This is a genomic window from Algicella marina, assembly GCF_009931615.1.
In the GTDB taxonomy this organism is placed as follows: Bacteria; Pseudomonadota; Alphaproteobacteria; order Rhodobacterales; family Rhodobacteraceae; genus Algicella; species Algicella marina.
In genome coordinates this window covers 574,256-589,165 of sequence record NZ_CP046620.1, presented here as the reverse complement: position 1 = coordinate 589,165, position 14,910 = coordinate 574,256, and the positions used below count along the sequence as shown (strand labels likewise).

Below are 14,910 nucleotides of genomic sequence, written 5' to 3'. Positions count from 1 at the left end.
GAACAAATCGAAAGTTCAGCCGGTCACATCCGCCGCCGAAAATCCGCACTGTTCTGCCACCTTGCCATAGGCCGCCGTGAATCCCGCCAGCGATGCGGCATGGATCACCTCGCCATCTGATGTCACCCACAGCTTCCCCGCCTGCCGCATCTCCCGCAACAGCGCCAGGTTGGCCGCGCTGCCGCCGAAGATCACTGCCCGCGCATGGGCAAACCCCTCATCATCGCGCCAGGCGGCCACACCGGCATCGCTCTTCCAGCCGCTGTCGGTCTCGAAATACACCGTCATTGTCTCGTTCATCACTGTCGGATAGCCGCGTATGGCGCTCTCCTCCAGCGCCACCTCGGGGTAGTAGCCCGGCGGCAAGGCATCGCCGTTGGAAACCTCCAGCTTCAGCGTCGGCAGCCCGTCGCCGCCAGTTCGCGCCGTGCAGGTCACCCGCAAATCCTCACCGGTATCGACGGTCTCCACGATCACCGTCCAGTTCCGATAGTCGTACCAGACCGCTTCCGCCCGAGCAGAGGCCGATATCAGCAGCGTCAGGGCAAGAAGCAGCGCGCGTTTCATCGCGGCATCCACCCGGCACCACGGCGCGGCTTCGGCACGCCTATAGCTGCGCTAACGCCGGCGTGCCTGTTCCGCCTCATCCGACGATTTCCGCCGTTTCCACCACTGCGTGAAACAGCACATCCGCCCCGGCCCGCGCCCACTCAGCGCTGATCTCCTCGGCCTCGTTATGGCTCAGTCCGTCGACGCAGGGGCACATCACCATCGCAGTCGGCGTGACGCGGTTGATCCAGCAGGCATCGTGCCCCGCGCCACTGACGATATCGAGATGCGAATAACCCAGACGCTCCGCCGCATCGCGCACCGCGCCGACGCACCCCTCGTCGAACGTGACGGGATCGAAATGCCCGACCGGCTCGATCTCAATGCCCAGCCCCAATTCCTCCGCGATCCGCGCCGCCTCGACCTCCAGTTTTTCGCGCATCGAGGTCAGCTTCTCCAGATCGGGCGAGCGGAAGTCGATCGTGAACACCGCCTTGCCGGGAATGACGTTGCGCGAGTTCGGATAGACATTCGCCTGCCCCACCGCGCCCACGGCATTGGGCTGATGCTCCATCGCGATCCGGTGAACCGCTTCGGTGATCCGCGCCATGCCCAGCCCCGCATTCACACGCATGTTCATCGGGGTGGAGCCGGTATGCGCATCCTTGCCTGTCAGCGTCACCTCCAGCCACCACAGCCCCTGCCCGTGCGTCACCACGCCGATATCCTTGCCTTCCGCTTCGAGGATGGGTCCCTGCTCGATGTGCAACTCGAAGAAGGCATGCATCTTGCGTGCGCCCACCTCCTCCTCGCCCTTCCAGCCAATACGCTCCAGTTCCGCGCCGAAACTCTTCCCGTCCGCATCCTGGCGGTCGTAGGCCCACGCCTGCTCATGCATGCCCGCGAATACGCCAGAGGCCAGCATCGCGGGCGCAAAGCGCGTGCCCTCCTCGTTGGTCCAGTTGACCACCACCACCGGATGCTTCGTCTTGATGCCGAGGTCGTTCATGCTGCGGATCACTTCCAATCCGCCCAGCACACCCAGCACCCCGTCGTACTTGCCACCGGTCGGCTGCGTGTCGAGGTGGGAGCCGACATAAACCGGCAGCGCATCCGGGTCTTCGCCCGCGCGCCACGCGAACATGTTGCCCATCTGGTCCAGCCCCATCTCGCAGCCCGCCGCCTCGCACCATTTCTGAAACAGCGCCCGGCCTTCGCCATCCTCGTCGGTCAGCGTCTGGCGATTGTTGCCGCCGGCAATGCCCGGCCCGATCTTGGCCATCTCCATCAGGCTGTCCCACAGCCGTTCGCCATTGATCCGCAGGTTCTCACCGGGTGCCGCCATAACGCTCTCCTCACTTGCTGTCGCAGGCAGGCTACCGGGGGGCGGGGCGCGGTCAAGCGGATTCCGCGCCCTCGAACCGCTCTTGACCTGGAGCGTACTCCAACTCGTAGGTTGGCCGCATCACTCGGGGAATCATGCAATGAAAATAGGCGCACTCGCGGCCCGCACCGGCCTTTCTGCCCATACGATCCGCTATTACGAGCGCATCGGCCTCCTGCCGCGTGCGGGGCGCGACGGTTCCGGAAGGCGCGACTATGACGAGACGATCCTGACATGGATCGACTTTCTGCGCCGCCTGAAAGCCACCGGAATGCCGATCCGCCAGATGCTAGAATACGCGCGGCTGCGCGGCGAAGGCGATGCCAGCGCCGCCGCCCGGCTTGCCCTGATGGAAGCGCATCGTGTGAAGGTCCGCGCCGATGCCGCCGAACTCGCCTGCAACCTCAGCGCCCTCGATACCAAGATCGCCGCGCTGCAATCCCTCGTGGAAAAGGAACCGACATGACCGAAACCAGATACGAGCGCGGCGCCCGCGCCCTCTCGCAGATCGACGGCGCGGCTGGCGAGAACGTCGTCGCCGCCCTCGCCGACATCGCCCCCGATTTCGCCCGCCTGCTGATCGAGTTTCCCTTCGGCGATATCTACAGCCGCGAGGGTCTTTCCCTGCGCGACCGCGAGATCGCGACCATCGCCGCCCTGACGGCGATGGGCACCGCCACGCCGCAACTCAAGGTCCACATAGAGGCTGGTCTGAATGTCGGCCTGACCCGCGCGGAAATCACCGAAGTGCTCATGCAGATGGCCGTCTACGCAGGCTTCCCCGCCGCCCTCAACGGCCTCTTCACCGCAAAAGAGGTCTTTGCCGAGCGTGGCGTATGAACCCAGGCAGGCCGTGGCACGCCTACCCCTTCGGCACCGACATCTTCTCAAACTTCGGTAACCCCGGATCGAAATGATCCCATGTGACGGCGGAGGTCATGTAAATTACCCGCGCCGGCACCGCGACCTCCGGATCGTCCAGCGACGAGGTGCGCAGCACCACCAGCCCCTCCATCCCGTCGCGCGTGTGATAGACCTGCGCCCCGCACACCGGGCAGAACCGCCGGTTGATACGGTTGCCGCTGTCGGCCACCTTTTCCCAAGCCGTCACCGCGCCGCTGATCTCGAAGCCCTTCGCCGGCACCACGCTGTGCGTCGAGTGCCCCGTGCCGCCCAGCTTGCGGCAATCGCTGCATGCGCAATGCACCGTCACGCTCGGCGCTTCCGCCGCCCGATAGCGCACCGCACCACACAGGCATCCGCCTTCCACTCCGGCCATCGCCGCCTCCCTCGACACTTCCGTTCCGGAATTCAGCACGGAATTTCCCCTCGGTGAAGCGCCCATTTGCGCTACCATCAACAGGATTCGCACGGGATGTGTGAACGAAATTCGATCGTGCGCAGCCATTCAGGAGTTTCCAAATGTCCGAAAACACCCTTCTCGTCGCCGGTGGCGGTGCCATCTTCGGTGCCTTCATCACCTGGCTCGCCAGCCCCTCCGTGCCCGATGTCGAGGAACTGCAGCAGAGCCTCGCCGGCCAGATCGAGGCAATCGGCGCCAGCACCGACAGCCTGTCCGCCGAAATTACCAACCTGTCGGAGAAGGTCACCGCGATGGAAACCAGCGTCGCCGAAGCCAATACCGCCAGCACGGAAGCGACGGAAGGTCTCGGCGCCAGCTTCACCTCCGCCTTCGAGGGTTTCTCCGGCTCCGTCAGCAGCGCTCTGTCAGAGGCCGCCGAGAACCAGAGTCAGGCCCTCAGTACCGGGCTGGAGGGTTTGCAGGGCAGCGTTGCCGAAATGCTTGCCGCAGGCGGTGCCGCCACCAGTGCCGATGCCGCAGCCGACGCCCCGGCGGGCGAGCCCGAAGGCACCCGTCCCGGCTCAACGATCGCACTGGCCGATGGCAAGATCCGCGCCTTTGTCTCGCGCGTTGCCGCTGACGGCAGCGGTGCCACCGTCGCCCTCAACGGTTTCAGAACCGTCTCCCTTGCGACCGGTGAAGAAGCGACAGTCGAACTCGAAGGCGAAAGCTGCACCGTCACGCTCGACGCGGTGGATCGTGGCCACGCCAGCCTGTCGGCAACCTGCGGCTGATACCACCCAGCGCCCCGGCTCACGCCGGGGCGCGCTCCTTCAGTTCCACCTCGATGAACCGCATCGGCGCATCGCCGGCGTTGACGACATTGTGCTCCACGCCCGCGTCGCGCCGGTAGGCACTGCCCGCCGGCACCTGCACCCGCCGGCTCCCGCCGCCCGGCTCCTCCAGCAGCATCTCGCAATCAGTAATCGCCGTGATCACGTAGTCATGCCCGTGCACATGCCACCCCGTCTCGGCCCCCGGCGCGAAATCGAACCGCGTCACCCGCACCCGCGCATCATCCACCAGCGTCTCGGCATGTGCCGCTTCCCGTTCCGTCATCAGAACCTCCCGAAAACCGCAATGTAGCCTTCACCCCACCGTCCATATCCGCCGCACACCCGGCCCGGAAACAAGGGCGAAGCCCGCCGGGCCAGCGGCAGCCCACACTCACCCCAGCTTCTTCAGCACATCCCCCAGCGTCCCGATCAACTGGTCGATATGCGCCTTCTCGAAGATCAGCGGCGGCGACAGCGCGATGATATCGCCCGTCGTGCGGATCAGGCACCCCGCCTCGTAGGCATCCAGAAACGCCTGAAAGGCCCGCCGCGTCGGCTGTCCGGCGATCGGCTCCAGTTCCACCGCGCCGATCAGCCCGTCATTGCGGATGTCGATCACATGGGGCAGCCCCTTCAACGAATGCAGCGCGTCTTCCCAATAGGGCGCCAGGTCGGCCGCCCGCTCGAAAAGCGCTTCCTCGCGATAGGTCTCCAGCGTCGCCAGCCCGGCGGCGCAGGCCATCGGGTTGCCGCTGTAGGTGTAACCGTGGAACAGCTCGATCATGTTCTCCGGCCCGGTCATGAACGCGTCGTGAATCTCCGCTGTCGCCAGCACCGCGCCCATCGGGATCACCCCGTTGGTCAGCCCCTTGGCACAGGTGATCAGGTCCGGCGTCACCCCGTATCGCTGCGACCCGAAGGCCGCACCCACGCGCCCGAACCCGGTGATCACCTCGTCGAAGATCAGCAGGATCCCGTGCTTTTTCGTGATGTCCCGCAGCTTCTGCAAATACCCTTTCGGCGGAATCAGCACACCCGTCGAGCCCGCCATCGGCTCCACGATCACGGCGGCGATGGTCGAGGGATCGTGCAGGCCGACGATCCGCTCCAGTTCATCGGCCAGATGCGCGCCATGCTCGGGCTGGCCGCGCGAATAGGCGTTCTCGGGCAGATGCGTGTGCGGCAGATGATCCACCCCGTTCAGCAGGCTGCCGAAATGCTTGCGGTTGGCCACGATCCCGCCCACCGAGATACCGCCGAAGTTCACCCCGTGGTAGCCCCGCTCGCGCCCGATCAGTCGCGTGCGCCCGGCATCGCCCCGCGCCCGGTGATAGGCAATCGCGATCTTCAGCGCCGTCTCCACGCTTTCGGAGCCGGAGTTGGTGTAGAACACGTGTTCCATGCCCTCGGGCGCGATGTCGATCACCCGGTTGGCAAGCTCGAACGCCTTGGGGTGCCCCATCTGGAAGGCGGGTGCGTAATCCAGCTCCTCCGCCTGCTTCTGGATCGCCTCCACGATTTTCGGCCGCTTGTGGCCCGCGTTGCAGCACCACAGCCCCGATGTCCCGTCCAGCACCTGCCGGCCCTCGGCCGTGGTATAGTGCACGCCCTCGGCGGCCACGAACATGCGCGGCGCCGCCTTGAACTGGCGGTTGGCGGTGAAGGGCATCCAGAACGCCCGCAAATCATTCGGCACCCGCGCCGTCCTGTCCGACATCTCGTCTCTCCTTATCGTCGCGCGCCCTGCGCTCAGTTCGCCAGAAAATAGGTCTGGTTGCCGACACCGCCGGACGCCTCGATGAACGTCACGGCCTCTCCTGTCAGCAGCACCGTCTGGCAGCCATCGCCTACCGGCCCGCCCGAGGCGATGATCCGGCAGAACCGACCGTCCTCCCAACGCCACGTGCCCACCACCGGCCCGGAGTTGCCAAGACCGCCGACAATGCCGTTGGCGAAAATCCGCAGTGTCGTCGCGCCGTTGGAAAGCGTCTTGCCGACGATCTCCTGCCGGAACTGGGCCTCGGTCAGCACCGGCTGGGCAATGGGGCCATCGCAGGCGGCAAGCGTCAGGGCGGCAAAGGCGCAGGCAATGGCGTTCCGCAACATCGGGTCTACCTCTCTATCCCGGGATTCTGTCCCGGCGAAGCTACTCCCAGCCGCCGGGCCGCCGCAAGGGGCGCATCCGCTCTTGCACAGCCCAGCGCCTTCCGCAAAGCTGCGCCCATGAAAGCCCGGACACGGATACAATCGGAAAAGACAGAGGCGATCCTCGACGCCGCTCTGGAGGTGTTCTCCACCCACGGCTTCCGGGGTGCCACCCTCGACCAGATCGCCGACGCCGCGGGCCTTTCCAAGCCCAACCTGCTCTACTACTTCGCCTCGAAGGAGGCGATCCACCGCGCGCTCCTGTCCAATCTGCTGGATATGTGGCTGGCCCCGCTGCGCGCCGTCGACGCAGACGGCGATCCGCTGACCGAAATCACCGCCTACATCCAGCGCAAGCTGGAAATGGCCCGCGACTATCCTCGCGAAAGCCGCCTGTTCGCCGGCGAGATCGTACAGGGCGCGCCCCGCATGATGGACGTGATCGAAGGGCCGCTGAAGGACCTCGTTGACGAGAAGGCCAACGTCATACGCGGCTGGTCCCGCTCCGGCCGCATCGCCCGCACGGATCCCTACCACCTGATCTTCGCCATCTGGGCCACGACGCAGCACTACGCCGATTTCGATGCCCAGATACGCGGCATCCTCGGCACGCGCGAGGATGGCCACATCCATGACGCCGCACACTTCCTGACACAGATGTTCACCAAGACCCTGCGTCCGTCAGCGATAACGGGTCTTTAACCAGATCCGGAAATATCGGTTGGCCGCGCCATGTCGCTAACCATCCGGTAACATCCTCAGCCGCAATATCACCGTGTTAAGCCGCGCGCAGAAGCGACGCTCTGATTGGAAGAGGATACGATGATACCATCAGCCAGTATCGATCCTGCTCCGGCAGCGTCCGGAGCGATCACCAACGCCGCTGCCCGAAGTGAGGCAAAGGGCGAAAAGACGGAACTGCCGCCATCAAAAGCGGTGCGGGAAGCACCTTCCGTGCCGCCCACCGCTATCCAGAAGATGGTTCGCGACCTGTCGGAGGCGGAGGCCAAGGCGCGGGAAGCCGAGGCCCGTGCCGATGCCGCAAGGCAGGCGGCCGTGGAGGCCAGGGCCGAGGAAGTCGCCAAGTCCGAGGAAGTCTCGCAGGCAAGGTCCGACGCCAGCAATTCGGCGGACGAATCCGTCGGGACAGCGGAGACCGGCAATTCAGCACCATCCACCGAAACCCGGCCTCCCAATCCGGAGACCGTTACGGGTGCTGCCACGGAACCGGTCGGTGGGCGCATCGACACGGCAGAAAGCACCAATCTTGCCAACCAGCGGGAGGCGGCGCTGCGGGAAACCACGGGTCGCATTGATCCCGGAGAGGCTCCTCCCCCGTCGCCCTTCGCCGTCACCGGCCCATCGGCAGCCACCCAAAATGATACAGATGCCGGAGTGAATGCCTCCTTGGCCAGGGATGTGCCGGAACGTCAGCAGACACCCATCGAGCGTGACGTGGAGATCGTCAACGGCACCGGCAAACCGGAACCGCAACTTTTTGATGTGGCGGCCTGATAACCGGCACGCCCCTTACGCTGGCACTGCCGCGGCGTCGAACTGAGCCACGAACTCTCCGCTGGGCGGGATCGGCGTAATCACATCGATCAGCACACCCGCCGGATCGCGCGTGATGAAATGCCGTTGCCCGAATGCCTCGTCGCGCAACTCAAGCAGCATGGGCAATCCTGCCGCGCCAAGCTCCGCGTAAACTGCATCCACATCCTCCACCTCGAAATTCAGCAAGACACCCGCAGCCCTGCCTCGCGCCACCTCTGGGATCGTCTCGTGATCGCCAGCAAGTATCGCCAGGTTAACCGCCTCATCTTCCACCGATTGCAAATGGACATACCAGTCGCTTTCAAAAAGCGGCCGGAACCGGAAGTGCCGCACGTAGAACGCTGCCACCGTCGCCACATCCTCGACCATCAGCACCGGATAATACTGGCTCGTCTTCATCCCTTGTCCTTTCCGAAATAAACATACACACTGTATGTATATCGCAATTAACATACAGGCTGTATGTATGCAAGAACGTCGTTCCAACGCCGACCGCCGTGCGGAGACCCGCACAGCCCTCGTCCGCGCCGCGCGGGAGCGCTTCGCCACCCATGGCTATGCCAACACAGGCACACCGGATCTCGTCGCTGCCGCCGGCGTTACCCGCGGCGCGCTCTATCACCATTTCCGCGACAAGCAGGACTTGTTCCGCGCCGTCATCACCGCCGAAGCGGAGGCCGTGGCCACAACCATCGACCGCGCCACCCAGGGCACTTCGCCCGGTAACGAGGCGTTGAGAACCGGCGCAGACGCCTTCTTCGCCGCAATGGCCATCCCCGGACGCACCCGGCTTATGCTTGTCGAGGGGCCCGCCGTCCTCGGTCCGGCGGCGATGCGCGAAATCGACACCGCCACGGGTGCGGCCACCTTGCGTCACGCGATCGCCGCGGCTGCGCCCCCGGGAACGCCATCATCGGATATCGACGCCCGCGCCGACCTCGCCTCCGCCATGTTCGACCGTGCGGCCCTCGCCATCGACACCGGCACCCCGGCCGAGCCCTACCGCCAAGCGCTGCATGAGATCCTGTTCGGACTGATCCTGAATCACACCCGCGGCCCGGACGGATGACCCGACGATCTGCCCGAACAGCTTTATCAACCTTTGATTGTATTTTTCTGCTACATACTGTTCGTGCCCCGGCTGCCTATAGCCTGCCTGCCGGGCCGGAGTGCAGAACGATGATTGACGACACCAACATATTTGCCACCTCCGAAATTTCCCGTGACCGGGACATTTTCCTGCGCGAATTGATGAGCGAACTTGCCAGCGTGCTGGAGGATTCCGTCGGCCTGAGTGAGGCTGAAGGCTTCATCGCCCTTGTCGGCAACCGCATAGGCGAAATGATGAACGCGGAATACCTATCCGCTGCCGACACCGCCAAACTGGATATCCATCAGGTCGCCAATGCGCTGGTCGATCTCAAATCCCGGATCGACGGAGGTTTTTCCATCGAGAGCATCGATGCCCGCAGGATCGTCCTCGTCAACACCCGATGTCCCTTCGGCAGATACGTCAACGGCCGCTACTCGCTCTGCATGATGACATCCAGCGTCTTCGGGCGCATCGCCGCCAACAACCTGGGTTACGCCCGCGTCGAACTGGCGCAAACAATCTCGCAGGGAGATCCGGGCTGTCGGGTCATCGTCCATCTGGCAGAAGGCGGGGGCGGTCGTGAGTATTTCGGCTGATCCCACCCGATCAACCGCCGATTACCGGGCGATGGTAGAGAGCCTGCCGACCGCCGTTCTTGCCATCGACGCAGACGGCAGAATCACCACCGCCAACCGCCGCATGCGCCAGATCCTGTCCTTCTGCATGCCCGCCGGCACCTGGCCCGGCGCGCGGATAGATACCCACTTCACCAGCGGTCGCGCCGACCTGATGGCCGACATCCGTGCCACCGCATCCGGCGGCAGCCTGCGCCTGCGGCACCGCCAACGGCCGGAAATCAGCCTTGATATGCGGGTTTCGGCGCTCAAGGGTCCGGATGGTCCCGCAACCGCCTACACACTGCTGGAGAACCCGGAAAAGCCGATCGACAAGACATTCGAGGCTCTCAACACCCAGCTTCGCCGCGCCAACCAACTCGCCGCCGAACAACGTCGCCTGATCCGGCAGATGGAAACCAACATCCACGATCTCGAACGCTTCAGCTACGTCGCCGCCCACGATCTCAAGACACCGCTCAATCACATTGCCGGCCTGATCGACATCGTCGAGGAGGATTACGGCGAAGCCTTGCCACCGGAAGCCACCGAAACGCTGGACATCGCCCGCACCGCCGCCGAGCGCCTGCAGAAACTCATCGCCGACCTGCTCGAACACGCCCGTTCCGGGGCCATGATGCCAACGAAGGAGACCATCTGCATCGAAGACGCGATCGCCCGCGTTGAGGAGGCGATGCTTCCTCAATTCCGTGGCACCGATGCCCGGATCGACATCATGGGCCACCTGGGCGAGGCACAGGCCGATCCCGTACTCCTTGACCAGTTGCTGATCAACATCTTCGGCAATGCCATCAAGTACCGGGCCGAGAGCCGGTCACCCCTGATCCGCGTCCGCCGCCTTCATGGAACCAACGGCAACAGCCGCCTGACCATTCGCGACAACGGCATCGGCTTTCACTGCCGGGATCGCACCCGCCTGTTTGAACCGTTTGAGCGGCTGGTAGTGCCCGAGGCGGTGGAGGGCAGCGGCATCGGCCTCGCAACCTGCCGCTCCATCTGCGAAAAGCATCAATGGCACCTCACGGCGGGCGGCATCCCCGGCAGAGGCGCGATCTTCCAGATCGCCATGCCCGACGGCTGACAGGCGGCGGCATCCTTGCCCGTTCAGTACCCGCAATACGGCGAACCGAAGAACCGATAGGTGAAAGGCTCCCGGCTGATGACCTCCACATCCGGCCGCTCCGACACGGCGATCACCGCGTTGTTCGCGCCCATCAGGCCGAGACCTGCACCGTTGTAGAACTCCAGCAACTGGGCCTCCGTCATCACGCAGCCATTGGCCTCGAACGCCGCCACCAAAGTCGCGTCGGCGTCGTCACCTTCGGTCACAGGCGCCCCCGCTCCGGCATTGCCGCCACCGGTGCAATCACCCAGCGCGAACGCCTTCGCCCGCGGCAGCCCTTCGGTGCGGAACGTGTTTTCCGCCCGTCCGTTTTGCAACCAGATCACCGGCTGGCCCGGGTCCAGCGCAGCCATGAACCGATCTGTCAGCCCGAAGACAACCGATCCCTTCTCGCCAAAACCCGGCAGGCTGAAGAGTTGTTCGCCAATCCGCAGCTGCACCGGATACAGCGCCCCCTCCGTCACCAGCATCGGGTTCAGATGCCCCATCGGCCCGCCATCAACGCCGCAATGCAGTCCGAAACTCATGCCGTTGCGCTCATCTATGCTGCGTGAAACTGGCACGAGGAAATGCTCCGTCCGCGGCCGCAGCATCCACGCTCCCTCGAATACCATGTCCTCGCCATTGGGGAAGCTCTGCACCGCACCCGCCGGCGTGGGCCCGTCCCCGCACTCAGCCAGCACATGCGCATAGCCCGGATTATTGGCAGAGCCGGGCACCCGCCCCACCGGTATCGCAGCCCCATAGTCCCCATCAGGCGCGATCATAACGTCGACATCCGCGCCCGCATTCAACAAGGCCAGCAGCCGCACCTGCCCGTCCCAGCGCGCGGTCATCCGGCCCGGGTCGCCACCCGTGGTCAGTGTCTCGTGAAAGGGCAGCCGGAAATCCTCCCCGCGCAGTCGCAGGAACACGTCGTCCTCCGGCCCGAAATCGGGGTTCAGTCCCGTTAGCATCGGTGCCGCCGCCGTCACCGTCAGTCCCGGCAGCGTCGGCGCGCATCCCAGCGTCAACGACAGGCCCGTCAGGTCGACATAAAGGCTGAAAACCGCGCCCATCGCCCCCTCTGGCACCAGCGAACTCCACTGGCCCGGCACAATACCGGCCTGCGCCAGTTGCTGCCCATAGTCCGGGCCTGCCCCTTGGTACTGAATACCCTCGCCCTGCACGGGCGCGGCCGCTGGCGGCGCCTCCGCCATCGGCGCAGGGACAGGCACGGGTGATGGCTCAGGCTGCGAAGCTGTGCTTTCCACCGGCGCATCCACGACCGTCGGCACCAGCTCCGCCCCGTTCCACCGCCACACCGCATGGCACACCTGCGCAAACGGACAACCGCCGCCGCTGGAGGTCGTCTGCAAGGCGAAATCGTCACCCGGCCCCGCCAGTTCATAGGACACTGTCAAAATACCCTGCGGATACCGCGAAGGTGTCCACACAGACGACGCGTACACATCGACGGAGCACATCTGCATCCCGCAAAAACCGCCACCCCGCCCAACGGACCGGTCCGCACAGTCGACCTTGGACCAGTCCAACAGGTAGTCTGCGCGCCCGTCCCGGTCGATGTCGCCCGATGCGATCGCCCCCTGCTCCAGCGTCGATGGCCCTCGGCACACCTCGCGGATACGCGCCGCAAGCAGGTCCGGCGAAAGCTCGCCACCGCCGCCCTGACCGCCAGCACTCGCCACGGCCTGCCCGCCGCAGGCCCGCACCGCCTGGCTGATTGCCGCGCTCGACCCGCGCAGGCTGAAACTGAAGGCATCGCCGCGGTTGTCTGACACCACCGTTACCGTACTCCCCGCCATCAGTGCATCCAGCAATCCAGCGCCGGGATCGACCTTCCAGAAGGATACATGCCCATGTGGAATGAACTCCGCCACCCGAGAAAAATCCCGCCCGTCTACCGAAATGGACAACCGCCCCTGCCGCGTATCCCCCTGATAAACCTGGCCGTCATCGAACAGCACGAACGGCTGGCCGCCCTCGCAAAACACTGCGATCTCGCTGAAACTCCCGGTAAGCCGCCCCAGATTCCAGGCATAGTCCTGAAAAAACTCGGTATCGGCGAAGCTCCATCGCTCCCCCGGCCGGCCCTGTTGCGCAAGGGCCGCGTCCGTACCGGCAACCAGCATACCCACCCAAAGCAGCCACTTGAACGCGCGCATCCGTTAACCCCCAAAGCCAAACCGCTTTCAGATCAGCGCATCTCCCGATTCAATGCAACACGGACGATGGCCGGAACTTGCCCGAAGCCGAGCCTGCGTGCATCATGGAGGCCGGGAGACTGAAAACATGTCAAAAGGCGGGTTAACCGAACGCAAGGCATTCGACGCGGCCGAAATTGGCGCTGTCGCCCACCTCTACCGGGGCGAGGTCTACCGCTCCACGATCTGGCGCACCCGCCTCGACACCACCACCAACTGGGCCGTCGTCACCCTCGGCATCGCCCTGTCGATCTCGTTCTCTTCGCCCGTCGCCTCACCGCTGCCGCTGGTTCTCGTCGGCATCCTCATCGTCTTCTTCCTGATGCTGGAGGCCCGGCGCTACCGATACTTCAACGTCTGGCGTGCCCGTTGCCGCTGGATGGAAACGCATTTCTACGCGCCGATGCTGCACGACGGCGATCTCCACATGGAGGAAGGCTGGCAACGCACCCTGGCGGAGGATTACTGGCAGCCCCGCTACCACGTCTCGATCTGGGTCGCGATCGGCCGCCGCATCCGGCGAAACTACCTGTGGATACTGCTGATCCAGACAACAGCCTATTGCGGCAAACTGCTCGTCCACCCCGAACCGCTGGAGAGCTTCTCACAGTTGCTGGAACGCGCCGCCATCGGCCCCGTCAGCGGTACCGTCATTCTCGGGCTGGGCGGCGCCTACTGCCTGACATGGGCCGTCGCCGCCTACTGGAGCTGGCGCGACGACACCCGCCGCGCCGCCCTCCGCCGCAATCAGGCCAGTATGGGCTGACGCCTATTCCGCCGCACGCGCACTCGGATTGTTCGGGTGCGTGGTCCAGTTGGCATAGTCCTCGCGCACCGTCTGCCCCGTGCGCGCATCCACCTCGCCCGCCGGAAGCTCCACCATCGAGATGCAGTCCTCCACCGGGCAGACGTTGACGCACAGGTTACAGCCCACGCATTCCGCGTCGATCACCTCGAAATGCCGCTTGCCGTCCACCATGTTGGTGATCGCCTGATGCGAGGTATCCTCGCACGCGATATGGCAACGCCCGCAACTGATGCACTTGTCCTGGTCGATCCGCGCCTTGGTCACGTAGTTGAGGTTCAGGTACTGCCAGTCCGTCACGTTCGGCACCGCACGGCCCCGGAAATCCTCGATACTCGTGAACCCCTTCTCGTCCATGTAGTCGGACAGGCCCGAGATCATCTCCTGCACGATCTTGAAGCCGTAGGTCATCGCCGCCGTGCACACCTGCACGTTGCCGCAGCCCAGCGCGATATACTCCGCCGCATCGCGCCACGTAGTGATCCCGCCGATGCCCGAGATCGGCAGCCCCGCCGTCTCCGCATCCCGCGCGATCTCGGCCACCATGTTCAGCGCGATCGGCTTCACCGCCGGGCCGCAATAGCCGCCATGGGAGCCCTTGCCGTCGATCGTCGGCTCCGGCGCGAAACTGTCGAGATCGACCGCCGTGATCGACGACACCGTATTGATCAGGCTCACCGCATCGGCCCCGCCCGCCTTGGCCGCCCGCGCCGGATAGCGGATATCCGTGATATTCGGCGTCAGCTTCACGATCACCGGCAGGTCGCTGTACTGCTTGCACCAACGCGCCACCATCTCGATGTATTCCGGCACCTGCCCCACCGCACTGCCCATGCCGCGCTCGCTCATCCCGTGCGGGCAGCCAAAATTCAGCTCCACCCCGTCCACACCGGTTTCCGCCACACGCGCGAGGATCGCCTTCCACGGCTCCTCCTCGCAGGGCACCATCAGGCTGGCGATGATCGTGCGGTCCGGCCAGCGCTTCTTCACCTCCGTCATTTCCCGCAGATTCAACTCCAGGTCGCGGTCGGTGATCAACTCGATGTTGTTCAGCCCCAAGAGCCGCCGGTCCGCCCCCCAGATCGCGCCATAGCGCGGCCCGTTCACGTTCACCACCGGCGGTCCGGCCTCGCCCAGCGTCTTCCAGACGACACCGCCCCACCCCGCCTCGAACGCCCTTTCGACGTTATAGGCCTTGTCCGTCGGCGGGGCCGAGGCCAGCCAGAAGGGGTTGGGGGATCGGATCCCCAGAAACTCGGTCGTCAGGTCCGCCATG

The 14,910-nt window shown here is 64.9% G+C and carries 18 protein-coding genes; 9 read left to right on the top strand and 9 right to left on the bottom strand.

Annotated elements, in window-relative coordinates:
* Positions 1–15: 15 nt before the first annotated feature.
* Positions 16–567 (bottom strand): hypothetical protein, encoded by a 552-nt coding sequence (locus GO499_RS02940; protein WP_161860789.1) that lies wholly within the window; start codon positions 565–567, stop codon positions 16–18.
* Between the two features lie 76 nt (positions 568–643).
* Positions 644–1,894 carry a Zn-dependent hydrolase gene (locus tag GO499_RS02935; protein WP_161860788.1) on the bottom strand — a complete coding sequence of 417 codons (1,251 nt, stop codon included), beginning with the start codon at positions 1,892–1,894 and terminating at the stop codon, positions 644–646.
* Between the two features lie 139 nt (positions 1,895–2,033).
* Here GO499_RS02935 and GO499_RS02930 point away from each other — a divergent pair, with 139 nt between their 5' ends.
* Together GO499_RS02930 and GO499_RS02925 are read left to right on the top strand one after the other, a co-directional pair.
* Complete coding sequence (locus GO499_RS02930; protein ID WP_161860787.1) at positions 2,034–2,399, top strand: MerR family transcriptional regulator; 366 nt, start codon at positions 2,034–2,036, stop codon at positions 2,397–2,399.
* The gene (locus GO499_RS02925; protein ID WP_161860786.1) at positions 2,396–2,773 is read left to right on the top strand and encodes a carboxymuconolactone decarboxylase family protein; all 378 of its coding nucleotides are present in this window, start codon (positions 2,396–2,398) and stop codon (positions 2,771–2,773) included. Before GO499_RS02930 ends, GO499_RS02925 begins: the two co-directional genes overlap by 4 nt.
* A gap of 22 nt (positions 2,774–2,795) precedes the next feature.
* Here GO499_RS02925 and GO499_RS02920 read toward each other — a convergent pair whose 3' ends face one another.
* On the bottom strand, positions 2,796–3,251 hold the full coding sequence (locus GO499_RS02920; protein ID WP_284154871.1) for a GFA family protein: 456 nt from the start codon (positions 3,249–3,251) through the stop codon (positions 2,796–2,798).
* Positions 3,252–3,355: 104 nt separating this feature from the next.
* Here GO499_RS02920 and GO499_RS02915 point away from each other — a divergent pair, with 104 nt between their 5' ends.
* A complete protein-coding gene (locus tag GO499_RS02915) occupies positions 3,356–4,030 on the top strand; it encodes a hypothetical protein (RefSeq protein ID WP_161860785.1) in 675 nt (224 codons plus the stop codon).
* 19 nt (positions 4,031–4,049) lie between these two features.
* Here GO499_RS02915 and GO499_RS02910 read toward each other — a convergent pair whose 3' ends face one another.
* From GO499_RS02910 to GO499_RS02900, 3 genes are all read right to left on the bottom strand, one after another.
* Positions 4,050–4,355 (bottom strand): cupin domain-containing protein, encoded by a 306-nt coding sequence (locus GO499_RS02910; protein ID WP_161860784.1) that lies wholly within the window; start codon positions 4,353–4,355, stop codon positions 4,050–4,052.
* A gap of 108 nt (positions 4,356–4,463) precedes the next feature.
* A complete protein-coding gene (aptA, locus tag GO499_RS02905) occupies positions 4,464–5,789 on the bottom strand; it encodes an omega-aminotransferase AptA (protein WP_161860783.1) in 1,326 nt (441 codons plus the stop codon).
* Positions 5,790–5,821: 32 nt separating this feature from the next.
* Positions 5,822–6,178: a hypothetical protein gene (locus GO499_RS02900; RefSeq protein ID WP_161860782.1), complete on the bottom strand. Its 357-nt coding sequence runs from the start codon at positions 6,176–6,178 to the stop codon at positions 5,822–5,824.
* Positions 6,179–6,295: 117 nt separating this feature from the next.
* Between GO499_RS02900 and GO499_RS02895 the strand changes: the two genes are divergently transcribed.
* Together GO499_RS02895 and GO499_RS02890 are read left to right on the top strand one after the other, a co-directional pair.
* Entirely contained in the window at positions 6,296–6,919 is a 624-nt protein-coding gene (locus tag GO499_RS02895) for a TetR family transcriptional regulator C-terminal domain-containing protein (protein WP_161860781.1), read from the top strand.
* Between the two features lie 120 nt (positions 6,920–7,039).
* Positions 7,040–7,732 carry a hypothetical protein gene (locus GO499_RS02890; RefSeq protein ID WP_161860780.1) on the top strand — a complete coding sequence of 231 codons (693 nt, stop codon included), beginning with the start codon at positions 7,040–7,042 and terminating at the stop codon, positions 7,730–7,732.
* A 15-nt stretch (positions 7,733–7,747) separates the two neighbouring features.
* Here GO499_RS02890 and GO499_RS02885 read toward each other — a convergent pair whose 3' ends face one another.
* Positions 7,748–8,173 (bottom strand): VOC family protein, encoded by a 426-nt coding sequence (locus GO499_RS02885; RefSeq protein WP_161860779.1) that lies wholly within the window; start codon positions 8,171–8,173, stop codon positions 7,748–7,750.
* Positions 8,174–8,240: 67 nt separating this feature from the next.
* On the opposite strand from GO499_RS02885, the gene GO499_RS02880 reads away from it, so the two are divergent.
* From GO499_RS02880 to GO499_RS02870, 3 genes are all read left to right on the top strand, one after another.
* Positions 8,241–8,843 (top strand): TetR/AcrR family transcriptional regulator, encoded by a 603-nt coding sequence (locus tag GO499_RS02880; protein WP_161860778.1) that lies wholly within the window; start codon positions 8,241–8,243, stop codon positions 8,841–8,843.
* A gap of 110 nt (positions 8,844–8,953) precedes the next feature.
* Positions 8,954–9,463, top strand: a complete 510-nt coding sequence (locus tag GO499_RS02875) for a methanogen output domain 1-containing protein (protein ID WP_161860777.1) — start codon at positions 8,954–8,956, stop codon at positions 9,461–9,463.
* Positions 9,447–10,583: a sensor histidine kinase gene (locus tag GO499_RS02870; protein WP_161860776.1), complete on the top strand. Its 1,137-nt coding sequence runs from the start codon at positions 9,447–9,449 to the stop codon at positions 10,581–10,583. The genes GO499_RS02875 and GO499_RS02870 overlap by 17 nt, the downstream gene beginning before the upstream one ends.
* A 23-nt stretch (positions 10,584–10,606) precedes the next feature.
* Here GO499_RS02870 and GO499_RS02865 read toward each other — a convergent pair whose 3' ends face one another.
* Positions 10,607–12,790, bottom strand: coding sequence for a hypothetical protein (locus tag GO499_RS02865; protein ID WP_161860775.1), 2,184 nt, complete (start codon positions 12,788–12,790; stop codon positions 10,607–10,609).
* Positions 12,791–12,917: 127 nt separating this feature from the next.
* Between GO499_RS02865 and GO499_RS02860 the strand changes: the two genes are divergently transcribed.
* Positions 12,918–13,595 (top strand): DUF2270 domain-containing protein, encoded by a 678-nt coding sequence (locus GO499_RS02860; protein ID WP_161860774.1) that lies wholly within the window; start codon positions 12,918–12,920, stop codon positions 13,593–13,595.
* Between the two features lie 3 nt (positions 13,596–13,598).
* On the opposite strand, the gene preA is transcribed toward GO499_RS02860, so the two are convergent.
* A complete protein-coding gene (gene preA, locus GO499_RS02855) occupies positions 13,599–14,909 on the bottom strand; it encodes an NAD-dependent dihydropyrimidine dehydrogenase subunit PreA (protein WP_161860773.1) in 1,311 nt (436 codons plus the stop codon).
* Position 14,910: the final 1 nt, after the last annotated feature.